This is a genomic window from Streptomyces sp. NPDC058464 (assembly GCF_042721035.1).
In the GTDB taxonomy this organism is placed as follows: Bacteria; Actinomycetota; Actinomycetes; order Streptomycetales; family Streptomycetaceae; genus Streptomyces.
On sequence record NZ_JBHXMA010000017.1, the window covers coordinates 153930 to 174490 of the forward strand.

Here is a 20561-nt window from a genome sequence, read left to right on the forward strand (position 1 = left end):
GTCACTCGCACGAGCCGGTGAAGACGTCCACCGCGTCGTCGCTGCTGCTCGCGACCAGCAGGTCCGTGGTGCCGTCGGACGTCACGTCGGCGGCGGCCGCCTCGTAGGCGCCGTCCGCCGACAGCTCGGTCAGCTCGCTCAACGAGCCGCCCGCGGTGCCGGTGTAGACGTCGACCGAGCTGCCGTTGAGGGAGGACACCAGGACGTCGGGGATGTCGTCGCCGTTGACGTCGGCCGCGTTGACGGCGACCGGCAGGGCGGAGGTGGTGTGGTCGACGGGGTCCTGGAAGGTGCCGTCGCCGTTCCCGGCGTAGATCTCCAGGGTGTCGGAGCCGTTGCTGACGGCGGCCAGGTCGGTCGTGCCGTCCCCGTCGAAGTCGCCCTCGGTGAGCGAGTAGAGCCGCTGCACGCTGCTGTACGCGGTGACGTCGCCGAAGGTCCCGTCGCCGTTGCCGAGGGCCACGCTCACGCCCCCGGCGGTGGCGACGCTGGCGGTGGCGACGTCCAGGTTGCCGTCGCCGTCGAAGTCGCTGAGCACCAGCCCGTGCGGCCGGGTCACGGTCACCGTCTGCGAGGAGACGGTGAACGCACCTTCACCGTCGCCCAGCAGCAGGTTGACGCGCCCGGCGGACTCCTCGGCCACCGCGACGTCCAGGTCGCCGTCCCCGTCGACGTCGCCGGCGACCAGCGCGCGGGCGCCCGAGCCGACCGTGTACTGCGTGGCCGTCCCGAAGGCGCCGTCCCCGGTGCCCAGCAGCACGCTCACCGTGCCGCCGTCGAAGTCCGCGGTGGCGAGGTCCGGGTTGCCGTCGGCGTCGAAGTCGGCGATGACGGTCTGGTACGGCGCGTCGCCCACGGAGTAGTCCGTGGCCGCGCCGAACGTGCCGTCGCCGTTGCCGAGCAGCACGGACACCGAGTCGGCGGAGTTGTCCGCGGCGACCACGTCGGCGTTCCCGTCGCCGTCGAGGTCACCGGTCACCACGTGCCGGGGGTTGTCCCCGGTGCTCGCCGAGGTGTCGGACCGGGTGAAGGAGCAGGTGGTCGCGGTCGCCGTGGCCGGCTGGCTCGCCGACGCCACCGCGGTGACGCCCGCGGCGACCGTCAGGGCACCGGCGGCTCCGAAGGCCACGATGCGCGCGGCCCGGCGGTTCCTGTGTTTGCTCATGACCGGAGGGCTGTCCTTCCGTGAGACGTGGAGAAGGTGTCTGTCATGGGCACCGGAACCTACGGGCACCTCCTGTGATTCACGTGTTACGGGACCGTGGTTTCGCCGGGTCGGGGTGCCCGGCGCCCTCGGCGTCACGCCCGGACGGCCGGCCGTGGTCCTCGGCCTCACCCTCGTCGGCACCCCCACCGGCATCCTGTTGCTGCGCGGGCCACGGCCCGGCCCCCACTGAGCAGGCGTCCGTCAACTTTGCTGGCCCGCACCAGGCTTGGACCAGCCATGTGCGGGGCAGAGCCCTCCTACCGGACAGCAGGCACCGGTCAGGGCTCGGCAAGAGGAGGGCGTCATGGACGGTCGGATCCGCGTACGCGTTGTTCGTCGGCCCGCTCCCCGCGGGCAGGAGATCGACCGCAGGACGCCTTCCGGGCGCATCCTGCCGTACTAGGGAACCCGGATCGCCGCGCGGAGCACGGGCGCGCGGACGGTACGCACCGGCCGCGGCCCGCACCCGCGGCCACACGGACCGGTTCGGACCGGCGGCCACGGGTCACCCGCCGCCTGCTCCCGAGTCGGCCCGGATTCATGCCGGTTGACCTGCACGTTCGTTTCGTGCCCTGGTCCTGCGGGCAATTGTCGGGCAACGTGGTCCCGGCCATGGCCGCGGGAGGGGGACACGGCGGTGCCTGATCTGGTGCGGACGACGGGTGGGCGGCTGCTGCGGGTGGAGGTGTCGGGGGACCCCCGGGGGCGGCCGGTGTTCCTGCTGCACGGCATGCCCGGCAGCCGGGTGGGGCCGCGGCCCCGGCCGATGTTCCTGTACCAGCACGGCGCCCGGCTCATCAGCTTCGACCGGCCGGGGTACGGGGGCTCGGACCGCCGGCCGGGGCGCCGGGTCGTGGACGTCGTCGAGGACGTGGCGGCCGTGGCGGACGCGCTCGGGCTGGACCGCTTCGCGGTGGCCGGCCGTTCCGGCGGCGGACCGCACGCCCTCGCCTGCGCGGCGCTGCTGCCGGGCCGGGTGACCCGGGCGGCCGCCCTGGTGGGGCTCGCGCCGCGGGACGCCGAAGGGCTCGACTGGTTCGCCGGGATGGCACCGTTCAACGTCCTGGAGTTCCATACCGCCTTCACCGACCCGGAGCGGTACGCGGCCCGGATCATCCCGCGCTCGGCGGTCATCCGCAGCAACCCGGCACGGATGCTGGAGGACCTGCGCGCGGACCTGACCGAGGAGGACCGGCTGATCGTCTCCGACACCAGCATCCGGTCGATGCTGCTGCGCACCTATCACGAGGCGCTGCGCACCTCGCCGTACGGCTGGATCGACGACGCGTTCGCGCTGACCAGCCCGTGGGGCTTCGATCCGGCGCACATCGGGGTACCGGTGCTGCTGTGGCACGGCGCCAAGGACGTGTTCTCGCCCGCCTCCCACTTCTCCTGGCTGGCCGCGCGCATTCCGCGCGCCAAGGCCGTGCTGGAGCCGAAGGCGGCGCACTTCGCGTCGCTGCGCGCCCTGCCCGACGTACTGGACTGGCTGCTGGCGGGTACGCCGAGGGGCTGACGGCACCCGGCTGACGGCGCCCGGGCCGACGGAGTTCGCCTGCCGCGCTCGCCCGCCGAGTTCGCCCGCCGTGTCCGCCCGCCGCGTGTGCTCACACGGCGAGCGGCTCCAGGTCCCGGTAGACCCGGCGTTCCTCCAGCGCGAAGCGGGTGATGCCGTTGTTCTCGCCGAGCTGCAGGCGCAGCCCCTTCAGCCTCCTGACCGCTTCCTCGCGCACCGCCCGGGCCTCGTCCAGGCGGCCGAGGGAGGTCAGGGTGAGGGCGCTGTTGCTGACGACGGCGAGGGCTTCGGGATGCTGGGCGCCGAGGTCGGCGCGCAGCGCCTCGGCGCTGCGCTGCTCCCGCTCCCAGGCCTCCTCCGGCCGGCCGGTCTCGGCGAGCACGATCGCGTAGTTGGCGGAGCAGAACTGGGTGTGCGGGTGATGGGCGCCCAGTACGTCGGTCATGCGGTCCAGCACCTTCAGGAACACCTCCTCGGCCTGCTCCTTGTCGCCGCAGCCCCAGTGGAAGACACCGAGGTTGTTCATCGCGGCCTGGGTGTAGGGGTGGGCCTCGCCCGGCTTCTTCACGTACTCGGCGAGCACCTTCTGGGCGACGTCGCGCGCGCCCTCCCGGTCCTCGGCCGCGAACAGGTCCGCCGCGCGGTTCAGCTCGCAGGCGAGGAAGTCCGGGGTGGAGGCCGTGTACTGCGCCCGGTACTGGTCCAGGGTCGCGGAGGTCAGCCGCCGGGCGTCCTCCAGCTCGCCCGCCCTGCGCAGGGACACCGCGAGCGACTTGGCGCACCGCAGCGTGCCCGGGAAGTCCTTGCCGAGCACGCGCTTGTGCTGGTCGTACGCCCGGGACAGCACGGTCACGGACTCGGTGTACCGGCCGACCTCGCGCAGGTCGCGGCCGAGGTTCTCCGCGGACGACAGGGTGTAGATGTGATCGACGCCGTGGACCTGGGTGCGGCGGGCGAGGGTGAGTTCGTCGATCTGCCGGGCGTCGGTGTACCTGCCGACCATGCGCAGCGCCAGGGCGAGGTTGTTGGCCGCGTTCATGGTGCGCGGGTGGGCCTCGTTGAAGATGTCGCTGAAGCCGTTGTGCGCCTCCCGCGCCAGCTCCACCGCCTTGGTGTACTCGCCCAGTGCCGCGAGGTCGCTGGAGAGGCTGGAGGTGGTGATGAACGTGTGCGGGTGCCGGCTGCCGAGCAGCCGGCGCTGCCGCCCGAGCACGTCGTCGTCCATCTCCCGTGCCTCGACGTACAGCCCTTGGGAGCGCAGTACGTTGGCGAGCTGGCAGCGCACGTACAGGTACTGCTCGTCGTCCTCGCCGATGGGTTCCTTCCAGTGGACGAGGAGCTCCTCGGCGAGCCGCTGCGCACGCGGGAACTCGCCGCGCTTCCACAGGTAGCGGACGCGGTCGATGAGCAGCCGGCGCGGTTCCGCCTCGGTGCAGTTGCGGATGTCGGAGGCGGAGAGATGCGGCCAGATGATGTCGAACTGCGGCCAGTTCTCCCGGTTGTCGGTGGGCTCGTCCCCCTTGGGGCGGGCCTCCCTGAGGATCTGGTGCACGATGTGCCGGGCCTGCCGCTGCTCCGCCGTCGACATCCGGGAGCGGATCACCGCCTGGACGAGGCGGTGCACCTGGATCGAGCCGGAGATCTGGTCGACCTTGGCGAGCGCGAGCTGGGCGATCTCCCGCACCAGCTTGCCGATCAGCAGGCTCTCCTTGAGGGTGCTGTCGAAGCGGTGGAGGGCCTTGAGCATCTCGTCGTTCTCGTAGAGCAGTTTGGCGGAGATCGGCTCGGGGGCGAGGAACGCGCACAGCTGCAGCAGCCGTACCGAGGCGGGCGAACGTTCCTTCAGCCGCTCGATGGAGATGTTCCAGGTGGCGGCCACCGTCTCGGGGTAGTCGGCCGGCTGGTTGAGGCCCATCACCGCGGTGGTCTCCTCGGCGAGGCGGCGCAGGTACTCGGCCGTCGGCATCGCGGTCGCGGCCAGCCAGGCGCCGGCCTGCTCCACCGCGAGCGGCAGGTCGCCCACGGCCACCGCGACCTGGTCGGCCTCCGCCAGGGTCAGGCCCGGGGCGCGCCGGGACAGGTGCTCGACGCTCTCCTGCCGCTGGAAGACGTCGACCGGCAGCGTCTCCCCCTTGTCCGACCACGCCTGGTTCCGTGAGGTGACCAGGATGTGCCCGCCTCCGGTGGCGGGCATGTAGTCGGCGAGGTCCTCCGGATCGTCGGCGTTGTCGAAGACCAGGATCCACCGCTTGGTGGGATTGCCCCGGGAGAGCATGCGCACGGTTTCCTTGCTGGCCAGCGCCATGTCCTCGCCGCCGGGCGCACCGATGCGGGAACCGAGCTCGGCGAGCGAGGCCACCACGTTGTCGATGTTCTCGGCCGACACCCACCACACCAGGTCGTAGTCGGCGCTGAAACGGTGCACGTACTCCAGGGCGATCTGCGTCTTGCCGACCCCGCCCATCCCGAACAGCGCCTGGTGCTGGGGCAGCACCGCGGTCATGCCGCTGCGCAGCTGCTCCCGTACCTTCTCGAGGATGTAACCCCGGCCGGTGAAGGTGCTGTTGCGCTGCGGCACGCTCCAGTGGTCCGGTACATGGCCGGGGAACCGGGGCGCCGCAGGTCCGCCCTTCGGCGGATGCCCGGGCAGTTCTAGCGCGCCGAGCAGCGCGCCCTCGCAGCCCGCCTCGTCGAGTCCGTGCAGGTCGACGAGGCCGGCCGGATCCAGGTACGACTCCGGCAGCCCGACCTCCTCGACCTGCACGGGCACCAGGCTCCCCGGCTGCCCGTCACCGCCTGCCGCCTGGCCGAGGACGCTCTCGACGGGCCGGGAGTCGCGCAGCGCCCTGGACAGCACCACCAGGGTGCGCGCGCCCGGGGCGGTCCGCTCGGGCGGTCCGGCGGCCAGGTCGTGCAGGGTGACGGTGCAGCCCGCCCGCTTCAGCAGCGACTCGATCCAGTCGGCCCACATCCGGTTCTCCGCCGCGTACACGATCGCCACCCGCGCCCCGGTGGCCTGCGGCCGCCGCCGGATGAACGCGTCCCGGCTGCGCAGCCGCACCGCTTCCGGGATCTGCGGCAGCGCGACGACCTGGTTGTCGGACACGGCCGCGGTGAGCCGTTCGAAGGCGGACAGCAGCGACTTGGGGTCGCCCTTCTTGTCCCCGACGACGGCGAGGGTCTCCTCGTACGCGTAGTACGGCTTGTACGGTATTTCGACGCTGCCCCAGTAGGCGGTGACGTCGTCGGCGCTCAGCAGCTCACCGCCCGGCCCCTTCGGCAGTCCGGCGAACTTCAGCCGGGCCACCGCGCGGCCCGCCTCGACCTTGTCCTTCTCGCCGTCGTCGACGCGCATCGGCACGGGCAGCACCCGGATCCGCCGCTTGCGGTGCTCGTCGGCGACGCTGTGCGCGACCTCGGCGGCCCCGTCGATGGACTGGTCGCTGAGGGTGAAGCAGTCCACGAGGAGGTCGGGCATCTGGAGGGTGCAGATGTCCGCGGTGTCCGACAGCCCGGTGCGCGAGTCGATCAGGACGTAGTCGTACGACCGTTTCATGCTGTCGCGCAGCGCCTCCAGGAACATGCCGCCGTTGAGGCGGTCGTAGAAGTTGTCCCACTCCAGGGACGAGGCCGTGCCCGAGTAGGCGCGGAACTGGCGGCCCGCGGAGAGGAAGTCGAGCGAGCCGCCCTTCTCGAAGGCGAGCCCCTGCCGTTCGGGGGAGAGCGAGACGGCGTGCTGTTCCACGTCCGCGAACTCCAGGTGCCAGAGCCCGGTGCGGCTGATGCCGTCCGTCGCGGCCCAGGCGTAGTCCTGGAGGATGTTGAAGATGCCCGCGGTGGAGGCGAGCACGTTCGGGTCCAGGAACGGATGGAAGAAACGATCCAGCCCAGGGGCTTCCAGGTCCCAGTCGACGGCGAGGACCCGTTTGCCGTTGGCGGCGAGGATCCATGCCGTGTTGGCCAGCGCCATCGTCCGTCCGGTGCCGCCCTTGTACGAGTAGAAGGTGATGATGCGTCCGTCCCTTGCGGCCGTCATGCCTCTCCTCCGGGGTCGTCTCCCGCGTCCGGGTCGGACGGCGGATACGGGTCCGCCAGACGGGGTCTGGGGATGTGCGGGCCCGGCGGCAGTCGGACCTCCGCGTTCTTCAGGAACTGCCGGGTCGTGTACGCCACGACCTCGGGCAGCACCCTGGTGAAGGACTTGAGCGTGGGTACGCCGTTGACGGCGGTCCGGGTGTCGCCGCGCCGGGCCCGCTCCAGGATGGTCGGCATCACCCGCTCCAGCTCCTCGGCGAGCCGCCGCCCCTCCTGTCCGTGGTTCTGCAGATCGGCCCGGCAGCGCGGCACGATCGCGCTCACCCACGGGCGGGCGTACGCGTCGAACGTCTTCAGCCTGCTCCGGCGTTCCTCGTCGCTCAGCGCCCACTGGTCCACGAGCAGGATGCCGGGCTGCCGCTCCCCGGATCCGTGCGGCTCCTCGGCGGGGTTCTCGTCGTCGAAGGCGGCGACGGTCACCCGGTAGTCCAGCGAGCGGATCAGCTCCTCGGCGTGCGTGGACAGTGCGCGCGTCGACTCGGTGTGGTACGGGTTCCAGTCCCGCGCGTCGTCGCCGTACGGGCGGGCGTCGCGGTGCTCCGGGACGGAGTCCTCGGTGGGGGCGGCCACGGTCAGCCGGATGTGCCGGGGGCTGGTCCCGCGCGGTTTGAAGGCGCTCGGGGTGCTCTCGTAGTCCCGGGGGCGGCCGGGCGGCAGCCGGGCCTCGCGGGCCGCCTGCACGATGCGCTCGGCGAGGCCGAACACGGTCTCGTCGTACTCGTCGCGCAGCCGGCTGAGCTTGATCAGACCGTAGATCCCGTTGTTGAGGTACCGCCCGCCCGACGAGGCGTCCTCGACGTGGATGTGCCGTACGGAGTCCGGGAGTTCATGCATGTCGACGTGCGTCCACAGGGCGGGCACGATGGCCGAGGCGGTGGCCGTGCCGGTGGTCCTGGCGTTCAGCATCCGCTCGTGGAACGCGTACCACTCGCGGCCGCACATCTCGCTGGAGAAGTAGCGCGGCGAGAACAGCGGCACGAACACCCGGCAGGCGGCGAGGTTCTCGCTCAGCTTCTCGGGCCAGCCCACCCCCGAACGCATCTCCCGGTCCATGAAACCGGCCGGTGAACCCCCGGGCAGGTCGGTCAGCGCCATGATGTGGCTGCACAGGTCGTTGAACAGCACCCGCACCCAGTGATCGGGGTCCCCGCTGTCCGGACCCCACCGCGGGGTGTGGGCGTACGACAGGAAGAAATAGGGCCGGTTGTCCGGAACCCAGTCCTGCACCCGTTCCCCCATGTCCGCACGTCCCCCTGCCCGCCGGCAGGCCGCTGGAGCGCCCCCGTCGCCGGCGCGTGCCTCCGTCGGACTCAACAATGTGCCCGACGGATGCCGTATCCGGTTCACTGTTTTCAGGCCAAAGCCCGGCGATATCCAGACATCTGCCCCTTGGCGTGGCCCACCACGTCCCGCATGGCACAGAGCACGACCGTCCGCGAGGCCCATGCGGCCTCGGCGAGCATGCGGGGCGGCAGCTGCGCGCCGATCTTCCCGAAGTCGCTGTCGTCCAGGGAGAGATCCCGGTACTCGACCCAGTTCCCCTTGGTGCCCACCACGCACCGGTACGTGCGCCGGGGCGGCCTCGGCCGCATCAGGTACTCGGCGTAGTGGAACGCGCTGCACACCTCGAACCCGACCCGCAGCAGCAGGATCTGGGCGTCGGCGGCGTACAGCCCCGCCATCGGGGAGAGCCGGCCCAGGTGGCTGCGCAGCGGGTGCCGGCGCAGCAACTTCCCCGCCCGGGGCCCGAGTCCGGCGAGGGAGGTCTGCGGATGCGGGCTGCGCACCGCCCCGCGCGTCGACCACACGCACTCGGCGAGCGCCCCCATCGTCGGGCATCCGGTGGCGTCCGGGTCGAACGGCGGCATCGTCCTGCGGTACTCGGCGGCCTCCGCCTCGCTCATGTCCGCGACGGCCGCCCGATAGGCCCGGGAGGTGTCGGAGTTCTCGGGCGTGAACGTGGGCACGATCAGGGTGCCCTCGGGGCCGAGCGCGTTCAGCAACGCGTCCCGGACCAGCTCCGGGGCGAGGTCGGTGCCGCTCAGCGAGGCGTGCACCATCAGCACCCCGCCCCGCCGGATGCCCAACGAGCGCAGCACGTCGTCCAGTTCGGCCGACCGCGGCCCTTCGGCCATGGCGTCCCGCAGGTGTTCCCCGGCCATGGCGTCCCGCAGGTGTCCCTCGGCCAAGGTGTCCCGCCGGTGTTCCCCGGTCATGGTGCCCCGCAGGTGTTCCGCGGGCCCGGTGCCTCGTGGACGTCCGCCCACTGCGACCACATGCGGACCGCCAGCACCGCACCGGTGGGCGTCAGTTCGGACTCCGGAAGCAGGGTGAGCGCGGTGAGCGCACGTGCCGCCTCCTCGTGCGCCCGGCGGCCCAGCTCTTCGTCCGCCCGGTCCAGCAGGGCGCCCGCGGGGCTGCCCGGCGGGTGCAGGTCGGCCGTCTCGCGCAGGGCGGTGAGGCGGGCCCGCCGGCCGATGCGCGGGAGTTCCCGGGCGAACTGCTCCGGTGTCACGTCCACCGCCACGCCCAGCGCCCCGAACCCGTGGGTGCCCAGCACCAGACCGCTGCCCGCCTCCAGCGGGGTGAGGACGGTGGGACGGAACGCGTCCGGGTCGGTGTGCCGGGCCGGTGCGTCCTTCGCCAGCAACTCGTAGGCCCGGGCCATCCGTTCGGCGAACTCGCCGCACTCAAGCGGCGGGGCGGCCGGGACGGGATAGCAGTCGCGGTAGGGGTCGGCGTCGTCGACCAGCGGGCCGTCCCGGACCGGCAGCCGGTCGACGGGACGCCAGCGCGTCGAGACGGGGACCTCGTCGAGGCGTACCCAGCTCCCCTCGGCCTCGTGCTCACCGCGCACCCGGAAGGCGTCCGGGGCCACGGTGACCTCGATGCGGCCGGGGGCGTCCAGACGGTAGCTGCCCCGGGTGGGCAGGTGCAGCCAGGTGTCGGGCTGGTCCCAGGACAGCGTGGCCGCCGCCCCTGCCCGCAGGGCCGCCGCGGCGGCCAGTGCCATGAACCGGGCCGTGTCGACGGGGCCGTGCAGGGAGCGCTGGAGGCCGGTGCGCACATAGGGGTGTGCCAGCACCTCGTCCAGGTGCCCGGCGGTGCCGGGGTCGGCGTCCAGGGCCAGCAGGAGCCGCCAGGCGTCGGCCCAGTCCGGTTCGGCCGCCAGTCGCTCCTGCGCCCGGCGCAGCAGCACCCGGGCCAACTCCAGCTGGGCCCAGGAGAGTTGGTCGGAGCCCAGCACCGCGGGCGAGAAGGAGCGGTCGGTCGACCGGTCGGCGATGCCCTCGACCAGGGAGCGCAGATCGGCGCAGAAGACACTGGGGTTGTCGAAGCCGTTCCCCGAGCTGTACCGGTGCCCGTACAGGCCGCCGCCGCAGGACCGCACCACCGGGCACCGGCGGCAGGTGTCGCTGAGCCCGTCGACGCCCGTCTGCCGGGCCTGGACGCCGGGGTGCGCGGCGAACTCCGCGAAGCCGTGCCGGAAGACGTCGTACCCCGTCTCGGGAGCGCCCGCGTAGGCGGTCTTGAGCCAGTCGGCCTGCTCGAAGGCGCCGTCCGTCTCGATCACGGCCAGGTCGCTGGGCGCCAGCCCGAGCGCCTCGGTCAGGGGCGGCCCGCCGTACAGCGTGCTGAGCACCGACTCGAAGGTCCGCACCGGCATCGGGCGGCCCTGCTCCTCCCAGCGGTCGAAGACCGCGAGCAGCCAGTCGGCGTACGGCGTGGCGGCCTGGGCTGGGTTGGGCGGCGGGCTGTCCCAGGTGGAGTGCGGAAGCAGGTAGTCGATCCGGGGCGGGGCCAGTTCGGTGAGGGCGTCGTGCACGGCGACGGGGTCGTTCAGGACGTCCACCGTGCACAGCACTCCGCTGAACAGGTGGCGGTACTCGGGCTCCTGGAGCAGCCGGATGCCGCGGACCACGCGGTCGTGACTGCTGCGGCCCCTTCGGTCGAGCCGGTGCCGGTCGTTCGCCGCACGGTCGCCGTCGAGCGAGACACTGACCCGGACCCCGAACTCCCGGCAGACGTCCAGGTGCCGCCGGTTCAGGGTGACCGCGTTGGTGTGCATGCGCAGATCGAGCGCGGTCAGCGGGGAGAGGGTGCGGGTGAGTTCCGCGCAGATGTCCCGCAGCCGGGCCGGGCCGACCAGCAGTGGCTCACCGCCGTGCAGGATCACCGAGACGGAGTCAAGGGTTCGGGAGCCGACGTACTCGGCCAGCCGGGCGGCGACGGAACGCACGGTGTCCGGGCGGATGAAGGTCGGGCGTGACTGCCAGCTCTGGTCGGCGTGCTGGTACACGTAACAGTGGTCACAGAGCAGATCACACCTACTGTGGATCTTGAGGACCAGCTGTCTCAGGGGTGGGCTGTCGGGCGACTGGCTCGTCACTGGAGCGAGTCTGGCAGACTTCCCGCCCCCGGGGCGTCCTAAACCGTATTACTGCGAGAGATGTTGACGCATTGACGTGGGTACGTACGGCGCGCACGGCTGCCGGCGCACCCACGTCCGGGTGCTGTTCCCGCGGCGTCGTCTCCGCTCAGGCGGCCGAGTTGAAGGTGACCAACCGGTTCGCGCGGCGGTCGGGAACGTCGGTCACGCGACGCATGGCGCGCGCCGCGGAGGCCGCGTCCGGGTCGATGTCCTCCAGGGGAGTGTGCCGGACGGCCGGCGCGGAGGTGGGGGACTGCGTCGCGTTGGGCATGATGTTCGTCGCTCCGGTTCGGGTCCGCGGAACCCAGTCTTGTTCCGATGGTGCGGACCCTATACCAGGAATGCCCGGCGAACCTCTTGTGCGCGAGCCTGCCTTACCCACTCACTGTTCTCTTAGGCCGTTTGTTCGGGGGCGCGCGCAAGCCTTCGGGGGCGCGCGGTGAATTCGGGGGGCGTCATGGGGGCCGCTATCACTCCAATACCGGGCACCACGATGGGCGAACAGGACCTGCCGCCGCTGTTCCGGGTGAGCGACCAGTGGGCGTTGCGCCATCAGAGTGACTCGTTCCGGGCGGTGCGGACGCATCTGCTGCTGCTTCTGCTGGCCACCACGGCCGCCGTCCTGACCGAACAGGCGTCGGGGCACGTCATGACGCTGCTCGCCGCCGTGCTGTACGGGCTGACGATCGCCCTCGGCCTGAGCACCTCGCGCCGCCGCTCCCGCGCCCACTGGCAGGCGCACCGGGCGGCCGCCGAGCTGCTGAAGTCGCTGGCCTGGCAGTACATGGTGCACGGCGGGCCCTTCCACTCCCATGTCGCCGACCCGGACGCGGTCTTCGCGGAGCGTGTCGAGGAACGCCTGCGCGAGCTGCGCAAATGCGGCTGGGAGGACTCCCGCAGCGACCCCGGGGAACGGGGCGGAGGGCAGATCACACCCCGGATGCGCGCCGAACGGGCCAAGTCCTACGCGGCCCGCCGGGACCTCTACCTGCGCGACCGGCTCCTGGAGCAGGCCGTCTGGTACAAGAACCGGTCCGTCCGCGCGCACCGCGCCGCCGCCCGCTGGTCCTCCGTCACCGCGGGACTGACCCTGTTCGCCCTCGCGGCCGCCCTGCTGCGGACCGTCGGCCTGCTCGGCGGCGCCGACCTCGCGGGGCTCCTCAGCGCGGCCGCCGCGGCCGGTGTCGCCTGGCAGGAGGTGCGACGGCACGGCCCGCTGACGCAGGCGCACTCCCTCATCGAACAGGATCTGGAGACCGCCCGGATCGCCATGGGCACGACGGTGACCGAGGCGGGCTGGGCCGAGGCGGTGGAGGAGGCGGAGCGCCTGATGTCCCCGGCGCACACGGAATGGCTGGTGCGCTTCGGCACCTGACGTCCCCCCCATGGCGCACCGGCCCGGCGTCAGTCCCGCCGCACCCCTGTCTGCCACAGCACCGTCACCGGCACCCCCCTGCGCCGTGCGTAGGCCACCACGTCGCCGGTGCCGCCCGGGCCGCGTGCCGGCCGGCCGTCCCAGACGGCGATCAGGTGGTCGCAGTGGTCCACGACCCAGCGGCCCGCCGCGAAGTACGCCTGCTCGTGCGTCGGCTGGCGGGGCAGGTCGACGCGGGCCGTACAGGACCGCAGGATCCTGCGATAGGCGGCCTGGGCCTCCGCGTCGTCCAGGTGGGCCTCGTAGTCCATGCCGGGGATCACGGCCGTCACCGGGACGCCGTGGGCCAGGGCGATGTCCGCGAACAGCTGGTCGGCGCCGGCCGCGAGGCAGCTGAGGGCCTCCAGCTCCACGTCGGTACGGCTGAACTGGCGCCGCAGGGCGGAGCGGACGAAGGGCAGGACGGACGCCGGGATCGAACGGTGTCCGGTCACTCCGACACGGGAGACGGCGAGGCGGGGGACCGCTGCCGCCTCGGCGAGGTACTCGGTGATATCGGTTGTCACGGAACGTCCCCTCCCGTCACCAACAGTGAGTCCAGCCTAATCCAGGGGTGACAAGGAGCGCAGGGGGCGCATCGGCTCACATGGACCGGGCGTCGGGGGAACGAACGGGTGTTCAGGCGGCCAGCGGATCCAGCACCAGCGGCTCGATCCGGCCCTCCAGCATCGCCCCGATGCCCTGGACGGCGCACACGTCCGGCCGCTCCGCGATGTGCACCGGCATCCCGGTGGCCTCCCGCAGCAGCTGGTCGAAGCCGGGCAGCAGCGCCGACCCGCCGACCATCACGATCCCGCGGTCGGCGAGATCGGCGACCAGGTCCGGCGGGCAGTCCCGGAGCACCTTGCCGATCCCGTCCAGGACGGACATGAGGGGCGTCTGGATGGCGTCCCGTACGGCGGCGGTGTCGACCCGCACGCTGCGGGCCAGCCCGGTGGTCACGTCCCGCCCGTGGATCTCGGTGGAGGCCGGGCCGTGCGGGGTGAGGCCGTTGCCGTCCAGCGCCAGCTCCAGGGGCCGTACCGACTGGTTCGGCAGCATCAGCTCGTGCTCGTGCCGCAGGTGCTGCACGATCGCGCGGTCCACGGCCTCACCGCCGACGGGCAGCCGCTCGGCGCACACGATCGACCCCAGCGACAGCACCGCGACCTGCGTGGCGGCCGCCCCGCAGACCAGGATCATGCTGGCCTCGGGCCGCTCCACCGGCAGCCCGCACCCCACCGCCGCCGCGATCAGCGTGTCGACCAGCTCCACCCGCCGCGCGCCCAGCCCCACCAGCGTCTCGATGATCGCCCGCTGGGCCAGCGGGTCGGCGTCGTGCGGGGCGCAGGCCGCCGCCCGCAGCCGGGCCTTGCGCCGCAGCGAGCGCCGGATCTTGTCGCCGAGCAGGTGGCGCAGCATGCGCTGGGCGATCTCGATGTCGACGATGGTCCCGCCGGAGATGGGCCGCACCACGCGGATGTAGTCGGGGGTACGGCCCGTCATCTTCTCCGCGAACTCGCCGACCGCGATCAGGGCGCCGGTCCGGGTGTTCACGGCGGCGACCGAGGGCTGGTCCACGACCAGACCGATGCCCTTCACGTACACGCGGGTGCGGGAGGCCCCCAGATCGACGGCGAAATGGCAGCGGCGCAACTGCTCCAGACTGACGGTCACGGCAGATCCTCCCGAGTGCGCGGGCCGTGGGGGTTGGCACCGCCGGTCGGCGGCCTGCTTCGCATCCTCCGGGGGATCGGAGCGGCGCGCCTGCGGGGAGGGGCCGGGCGGGGTGCGGCTGAATGGGGGTTTCGCCGGTCCGGGGGAGCGGGCCGCCTCAGGCGGGTCCGCCCCGGGAAGGGCCCACGATGCCCCGGACCACCCCCAGCTCCACCAGGTCCTGGGGCCGGATGCGCAGGTGGCCGGCGGTGGTCTCGGTCTGCTCCGGGGGGCGCTTCAGGATCGCCGCCGCCAGTTCCGGTGCGATGACGGAGAAGTAGCTGTCCGGGGTGGCCCAGGTGCTGCCGGGGGCGGCCAGCGCCAGCGCCCCGCCCGAGCCGCCCTCGCCGATGACGAGGGTGGTGATCGGTGTCCGGGCCGCGGCGACCTCGCCGAACAGCTCCGCGATCGCGGCCCCGGCGCCCTGCCGTTCGGCCGCGGCGTCGTTCGCGGCGCCCGGGGTGTCGACGAGGGTCAGCACCGGGATCCCCAGCCGGTCCGCGAGCCGTATCAGACGGGCGGCGGTGCGGTAGCCGGCGGGCCTGGTCGCCGTCCCGGTCTGCGCGGCGAAGGCGACCGTACGGCCGTCCCGCTCGCCGAAGCCGCAGAGCATCCCGTCCGGGTCCGCCCCGCCGCACCGGTCGCCGACGAGGGCGACCCGGCGGGTGAAGTACGCGTCCAGGTAGGCCTCGGCCCGCGGGCGGTGCGGGGCGCGGGCGCGCCGGACGGCCTCCCAGCCGGTGGCCGGCAGCGCGGTGGAGCCGAGGGCGAGCGGCGGGTCGGCGGGTATCGGGGCGGGGGCGGTCAGCAGCCGCAGCCACAGCCCGAGCGATGCCTTCAGCTCCTCCGGCGGTACCACGGCGTCGGCCGCCCCGGCCGCGAACTGCGCCTCGGCCGTGTACGCGGCCGGATCGGCGTCCGGCGGGCGGACCCGGGAGCCGGCGAAGCCCACCTGGGCGCCGGGCAGCGCCAGGATCACGTCGGCACCGGCGCCCAGGGTGGCCCAGCCGCCGCCGGTCGTCGGGTCGCGCAGGACCGCGATCTGCGGCAGCCCCGCCTCCCGGGTGAGCGCCGACTGGCGTGCCACGCGCTGGAGTTGGGAGAGGGCGAGCATGCCCTCCTGCATCCGGCTGCCGCCGGTGGCGACCAGCGGCACCACCGGGAGCCGGTGGGCGCGGGCATGGACGTACGCGGCCTCCAGCCGGTCCCCGGTGTGCTCGCCGAGCGAGCCGCCGAGGAAGCCGAACTCGAAGGCGATCAGCACGGCCGCCGTGCCCTCGACCCGCGCGGTGCCGACGACGACGGACTCCTCCTCGCCGGTGCGCTCGGCGGCGCGGGCGCGCGAGGCGTCGTACCCCTGCCAGCCGAGCGGGCCGTCGGGCGGCGACTGCCGTGCCGGGTGCGGGAGTTCGGCGAAGGTTCCGGGGTCGGTGACGAGGGCGAGGACGCGGCGGGCCGAGAGCCGCCCGGGGGTCGGCTCAGGCACCGAGGGCCCGCTTCATGATCTTCCCCATGTCGTTGCGGGGGAGGGCGTCCAGGTAGTGGACGACGCGGGGCCGCTTGTGCGGGGCGAGCCGCGCGGCGACGTGGTTCGCCAACTCCTCGGCGGACGGCGGTGCCTGCGGGTCGGCCGGGACGATCCAGGCGACGATCCGCTCGCCCAGGTCCGCGTCCGGCTCCCCGGTGACCGCCGCCTCCCGCACCCCCGGATGTTCGAGCAGCGCGTTCTCGATCTCACCGGCCCCGATCTTGTAACCCCCGCTCTTGATCAGGTCGGTGGCCTTGCGCCCGACGATCCGCACATAGCCGTCCGGCTCCCGCACCGCCATGTCGCCGGTGCGGAACCAGCCGTCGGCGGTGAAGGCGGCGGCGGTGGCGTCGGGCCGGTTGAGGTACTCGGTGAACAGGTTCGGGCCGCGCACCTGGATCTCCCCGACGGTCTCCCCGTCGAACGCGGCGATCGCCGTCCCGTCCTCCTCCACCAGCCGCAGCTCCACCCCCGGCAGCGGCACCCCCACGGTCCCCGCCCGGGCCTCGCCGTCGGCCCTGACGCTGGTGTTCATCAGGGTCTCCGTCATGCCGTACCGCTCGACGACCCGACGCCCCGTCGCCGCCGCGATCCGCTCGTGGTCGTGGACCGGCAGCGCGGCCGAGCCGGAGACCAGCAGCCGGGCCCGGCCGAGCGCCTTCGCCAACTCGGGGTCGGCGGGCAGGGCTTCGGCGATCCGGTGGTACATGGTCGGCACACCGAAGAGCATGGTCGCGCCGTCGTTCAGCTCCCGCGTGACCCCGTCGGTGTCGAACCGCCCGAGGTGGCGGACGGAGCCGCCGCGGCGCAGCGGCCCGAGGATCCCCAGCACGAGTCCGTGCACATGGAACAGCGGCAGGCCGTGGACGAGGACGTCCTCCCCGGTCCACTGCCAGGCGTCGGCGAGCGCGTCCAGGGTGGCGGCGAGCGCCCGGCGCGGGATGACGGCGCCCTTGGGCGGGCCGGTGGTGCCGGAGGTGTAGACGACGAGGGCCGGGTCGGCATCGGCGGTGCGGTCCTCGGGCACCGGGCCCACGCCCTGCGCGTCGACGTCGATCCGCTCCAGGCCCGCCAGCGCGGCGGGGAGTTGGGCGCCGGGTGCGGCCAGGACGGCGCTCGGCGCGCTGTCGGAGAGGATGTGCGCGAGTTCCTTCTCGCCCGACTTGGGGTTCAGCGGTACGGCCGCCCGGCCGGCGAGCAGCGTGCCGACGACGGCGACGGCCGTCTCCAGCTCCGGCGTCGCCCACACCGCGACCCGGTCGGCGTCCCCGACCCGGCCCGCGACGGCACCGGCCGCGGCGGCGAGCTGCCCGTACGTCAGCGCCCGCGCACCGAACCGCAGGGCCACTTTCCCCCGGACTCCGTCCGGGGGGACCCCCATCTCGCTGCGCTCGCCCGGACCGTCCACCAGGGCCGGAAACAGAAGGGACACGCGACGACTCCTCACCGGTCGGAACCTCGACAGCACCTTCCTACACCAGGCGCGGTACCCCAAGGACACCCCACTCGCGCTCCGCACCACGACCTTGATCACATCGCAGGGGTGGGGTCGGGTGTGGCCGTGGTGGGGGCGGGTGAGGCGGGGGCGAGGCCGGGGTGGTGTCGTGGAGACCGGTGTGGGCGTGGGGCGGTGCCGTGGAGCGTCGCGGCGGACGTTCTGCCGGGCGGAGCGGGGGCCGCGGGCCGGAGGTGGGGCGAGCCCGGAGGTGGTGTTCTCCTTTCCTGTCGCCCGGGGGCCTTGTCCCGGCCCGCTCTGGCTTTGTCGCGACCCGCCCCGACCCGACCCGTCCCGTCCCGGGCCTCGCGGCCGACCGGGACCGGCGCCTCCCCGTCATGTCCTCGGCCCTGATCGGATCCAGCTCTTCCGCTCTTCCCCAGCCTCTCAGCCGACCTGGACGGGTGGGCGGGTGGTCGGGACGACGTCGGCCACCACCGCGCTCACGTTGTCGGTGCCGCCCGCCGCGTTGGCCGCCTCGGTCAGTACCCGCACCGCACTCCCCGGCTCGCCCCCGCTCAGCAGCTCCCGGATCCGTTCCTCGGAGACCGCCCTGGTCAGGCCGTCCGAGCACAGCAGGTACCGGTCGCCGGCCCGGGCCTCGTGGAGCTTCAGGTCGGGGGTGTCGGCGGTGCCGCCCGGCAGCGCTTTCGCCAGCAGCATCCGGTCCGGATGGCTCTCGGCCTCTTCCGGCGTCAGCCGGCCCTCGTCGATCAGCGACTGCACCACGCTGTGGTCGTGCGTGATCCGGAACAGCTCCCCGTCCCGCAGCAGATACGCCCGCGAGTCCCCGATGTGCACCAGGGCCAGCCGGGACCCGGTCCACAGCAGCGCGGTGAGCGTGGTGCCGACCTCCGCGCTTCCCGCCGCCGCCTCCCGCACCGCCTCGTCCGCCGAACGCACCGCGTCCTCCAGGAGATTCAGCACGTTCCCGGCCGAAAGCTCCGCGTCCTCCAGGGGCTTGAGCGCCGCCACGGCGGCCGCACTGGCCGACTCCCCGGCCGGCCCGCACCCGTCGGCGACGGCCAGCAGCCGGCGCCCCGCGTACGCGGTGTCCTGGTTGGACGGCCGGACGTGCCCCCGGTCCGAACGGGCGGCATAACGCAACTCCAGCATCTTCATCGTGTCCCTTCTCGACTCTCCGGACAGGTGGTCGACGAGGAACGCGGCCAGGTCCCGCCGTACGGCGGTCTCCGCCTCGACGCGGGCCCAGTAGGCCCGCACCTCCCGGGCGGCCGATCCGGGCGGCAGCGCGCACACCTCGCGGATCCGCGCCAGCGGCATGCCGAGCCGCCGCAGCCAGGCCACCAGCCGGGCGCGTTCCAGCTGCGCGTCGGCGTAGTACCGGTAGCCGGTCTCGGGGTCGACCCGGGCGGGCTTGAGCAGGTCCAGCTCGTCGTACAGCCGCAGCGCCTTCGGCGACAGCCGGCTGGCCCTCGCGAAGGCCCCGATGGTCAGCCACTCCATGTCGTCTCCATGCCCGTGCCTCGTGTTCCTCGACGTCCGCCACCGATGCTGGGGCTTCACCGAAGGTGAAGGTCAATGGTGTTCCGTTAGCCTGACGAAGGAATGCAGTCGTCGACAGCCAAGGGAGCCCCACCGTGCCCCGCATAGCCCTCGCCACCTACGACCCCGGCGCGGAACCGAGCAAGGACCGGGACCTGCCGGTGCTGCTGCGGGCGCTGGCCGACGCGGGGGCCGAGGCCGTCGCCCGGCCGTGGGACGACCCCGGGACGGAGTGGGGCGACCACGACCTGGTCGTCATCCGCTCCACCTGGGACTACGCCTGGCGTACGGACGAGTTCCTGCCGTGGGTGGAGCGGGTGGGGAAGGCGACCCGGATCGCGAATCCGGCGGAGGTCGTGCGGTGGAACACCGACAAGCGGTACCTCGGTGACCTCGCGGCGGCCGGCGTGCCGGTCGTGCCGACCCGGTATCTGGCCCCCGGCGACCCGGCCCCCGGCGATCCGGCCGCCGAGCTCCCCGCCGACCGCGACTTCGTCGTCAAGCCCACCTTCGGCGCCGGTGCCCGGTTCGCCGCCCGCTACACGCCCGCCGAGCACGGGACGGCCGTACGGCACCTCGCCCGGATGCACGAGGAGGGGCTGACCGCGATGGTCCAGCCGTACGTCTCCGGCATCGACGTCAGCGGGGAACGGGCGCTGCAGTTCTTCGGCGGGCGGCTGCTGCACGCCAGCCGCAAGCGGGCGGTGCTCACGCCGGGCACGGCGTACGACGCGGACAAGGTCGCCCACCCGGAGCTGGAGAGGTGGACCCCGACCCCGGCCGAACTCGCCGTCGCGGAGAGCGCGCTGGCCGCCGTACCGGAGTCGCCCGAGCTGCTGTACGCCCGGGTGGACCTGGTCGACGGGGCGGACGGGCGGCCGCAGGTGATGGAGCTGGAGCTGGTCGAACCGAACCTGTTCCTGTTCCTGCACCCCGGATCGGTGGACGCCGTGGCGGCGGCGATCCTCAGAGCGGCCCGTCGATGACCGCGGTGCGCTGGAGCAGGCCCCAGGTGAACTCGGCGACCACCTGACGGCCGTCGGGCACCTTGAAGGTGAGCCCCCAGCGGGTCGGGGCCGTGCCCTCCAGGGGGCGGGCCGGGGCGAAGGCACGCGCGGCCTCGTCGACCGTGCAGGACCAGGGGGTCAGGTCGTCGAAGGTCTCCAGCCTCGGGGCGGGGGCGCCGGGGGCGCGGACCAGCCACTCGTTCCAGACCGCGCCGCCGGGGGCGACCATGACCTCGAAGCGGAGGGTGGGCCAGAGGGGGAGCGGCCACTGCCAGGCCGCGCACTCCAGGTCGCCGACGGTCCGTTTCGTCTCCGACTCGGGCGGGCCGAGGACCGAGCGGTAGCGGGCCGCGGCCGAGCGGGAGCGGGGCGAGCGGGCCATCGCCTGCCAGCGCTTGTTGGCCTCCCGCATGTCCGCGATCGACGCGCCCAGCGTGCGCCGGGCGTCCTCGACCAGGTCCGGGTTGTGGTCGGCCATGCGGCGCAGCAGCACCAGCTGGAAGTCCAGTTGCATGGCACCCATGGTGCACGGGTGGTGCACGTGGGGTGCACGTGCCGGGGCTGCTGCCGGTGTCTGCTGGTGCCTGGTTGTGCACGGCTGGTTCCCGGCCATTGCCCGCGGAATCCCCGATGGTTAGCCTGTGT

General features: G+C 73.2%; 15 protein-coding genes. 3 read left to right on the plus strand and 12 right to left on the minus strand.

Translation table 11 applies throughout. The features are described from left to right. Position 1 precedes the first annotated feature (1 nt). Positions 2-1165 (minus strand): FG-GAP repeat domain-containing protein, encoded by a 1164-nt coding sequence (locus ACFWPQ_RS23150; RefSeq protein WP_384037796.1) that lies wholly within the window; start codon positions 1163-1165, stop codon positions 2-4. A 679-nt stretch (positions 1166-1844) separates the two neighbouring features. Here ACFWPQ_RS23150 and ACFWPQ_RS23155 point away from each other — a divergent pair. Beyond that, positions 1845-2723: an alpha/beta fold hydrolase gene (locus ACFWPQ_RS23155; RefSeq protein ID WP_384037799.1), complete on the plus strand. Its 879-nt coding sequence runs from the start codon at positions 1845-1847 to the stop codon at positions 2721-2723. 91 nt (positions 2724-2814) lie between these two features. Here the strand turns inward: ACFWPQ_RS23155 and fxsT are convergent, their stop codons facing one another. The 5 genes from fxsT to fxsA all read right to left on the minus strand — a co-directional run bounded on the left by fxsT (position 2815) and on the right by fxsA (position 11521). Then, positions 2815-6759, minus strand: a complete 3945-nt coding sequence (fxsT, locus tag ACFWPQ_RS23160) for an FxSxx-COOH system tetratricopeptide repeat protein (RefSeq protein WP_384037802.1) — start codon at positions 6757-6759, stop codon at positions 2815-2817. After that, on the minus strand, positions 6756-8057 hold the full coding sequence (locus tag ACFWPQ_RS23165) for a TIR-like protein FxsC (RefSeq protein WP_361303083.1): 1302 nt from the start codon (positions 8055-8057) through the stop codon (positions 6756-6758). The genes fxsT and ACFWPQ_RS23165 overlap by 4 nt, the downstream gene beginning before the upstream one ends. A 113-nt stretch (positions 8058-8170) precedes the next feature. Beyond that, positions 8171-9034 carry an aminoglycoside N(3)-acetyltransferase gene (locus tag ACFWPQ_RS23170; RefSeq protein ID WP_384037806.1) on the minus strand — a complete coding sequence of 288 codons (864 nt, stop codon included), beginning with the start codon at positions 9032-9034 and terminating at the stop codon, positions 8171-8173. Continuing rightward, complete coding sequence (fxsBH, locus tag ACFWPQ_RS23175; RefSeq protein WP_384037809.1) at positions 9031-11208, minus strand: radical SAM/SPASM protein FxsBH, inactivated beta-hydroxylase extension form; 2178 nt, start codon at positions 11206-11208, stop codon at positions 9031-9033. Before fxsBH ends, ACFWPQ_RS23170 begins: the two co-directional genes overlap by 4 nt. Positions 11209-11356: 148 nt before the next feature. Then, positions 11357-11521 carry an FxSxx-COOH cyclophane-containing RiPP peptide gene (gene fxsA, locus ACFWPQ_RS23180; protein WP_361303092.1) on the minus strand — a complete coding sequence of 55 codons (165 nt, stop codon included), beginning with the start codon at positions 11519-11521 and terminating at the stop codon, positions 11357-11359. Positions 11522-11743: 222 nt separating this feature from the next. On the opposite strand from fxsA, the gene ACFWPQ_RS23185 reads away from it, so the two are divergent. Continuing rightward, complete coding sequence (locus ACFWPQ_RS23185) at positions 11744-12625, plus strand: DUF4231 domain-containing protein (RefSeq protein ID WP_361303095.1); 882 nt, start codon at positions 11744-11746, stop codon at positions 12623-12625. Between the two features lie 29 nt (positions 12626-12654). Here the strand turns inward: ACFWPQ_RS23185 and ACFWPQ_RS23190 are convergent, their stop codons facing one another. The 5 genes from ACFWPQ_RS23190 to ACFWPQ_RS23210 all read right to left on the minus strand — a co-directional run bounded on the left by ACFWPQ_RS23190 (position 12655) and on the right by ACFWPQ_RS23210 (position 18870). Continuing rightward, positions 12655-13191 carry a hypothetical protein gene (locus ACFWPQ_RS23190; protein WP_384037814.1) on the minus strand — a complete coding sequence of 179 codons (537 nt, stop codon included), beginning with the start codon at positions 13189-13191 and terminating at the stop codon, positions 12655-12657. A 112-nt stretch (positions 13192-13303) separates the two neighbouring features. Continuing rightward, complete coding sequence (locus ACFWPQ_RS23195) at positions 13304-14341, minus strand: rod shape-determining protein (protein ID WP_361303101.1); 1038 nt, start codon at positions 14339-14341, stop codon at positions 13304-13306. A gap of 157 nt (positions 14342-14498) precedes the next feature. Further along, positions 14499-15866 carry a carboxyl transferase domain-containing protein gene (locus tag ACFWPQ_RS23200; protein WP_384037818.1) on the minus strand — a complete coding sequence of 456 codons (1368 nt, stop codon included), beginning with the start codon at positions 15864-15866 and terminating at the stop codon, positions 14499-14501. Continuing rightward, entirely contained in the window at positions 15859-17340 is a 1482-nt protein-coding gene (locus ACFWPQ_RS23205) for an acyl-CoA synthetase (protein WP_384037821.1), read from the minus strand. Before ACFWPQ_RS23205 ends, ACFWPQ_RS23200 begins: the two co-directional genes overlap by 8 nt. A 450-nt stretch (positions 17341-17790) precedes the next feature. Next, a complete protein-coding gene (locus ACFWPQ_RS23210) occupies positions 17791-18870 on the minus strand; it encodes a MerR family transcriptional regulator (RefSeq protein WP_384037824.1) in 1080 nt (359 codons plus the stop codon). Between the two features lie 134 nt (positions 18871-19004). On the opposite strand from ACFWPQ_RS23210, the gene ACFWPQ_RS23215 reads away from it, so the two are divergent. Continuing rightward, a complete protein-coding gene (locus ACFWPQ_RS23215) occupies positions 19005-19895 on the plus strand; it encodes a RimK family alpha-L-glutamate ligase (protein ID WP_384037827.1) in 891 nt (296 codons plus the stop codon). Here ACFWPQ_RS23215 and ACFWPQ_RS23220 read toward each other — a convergent pair. Continuing rightward, positions 19876-20430 carry a hypothetical protein gene (locus ACFWPQ_RS23220; RefSeq protein ID WP_384037830.1) on the minus strand — a complete coding sequence of 185 codons (555 nt, stop codon included), beginning with the start codon at positions 20428-20430 and terminating at the stop codon, positions 19876-19878. The two genes, ACFWPQ_RS23215 and ACFWPQ_RS23220, sit on opposite strands and share 20 nt — an antisense overlap. Positions 20431-20561: the final 131 nt, after the last annotated feature.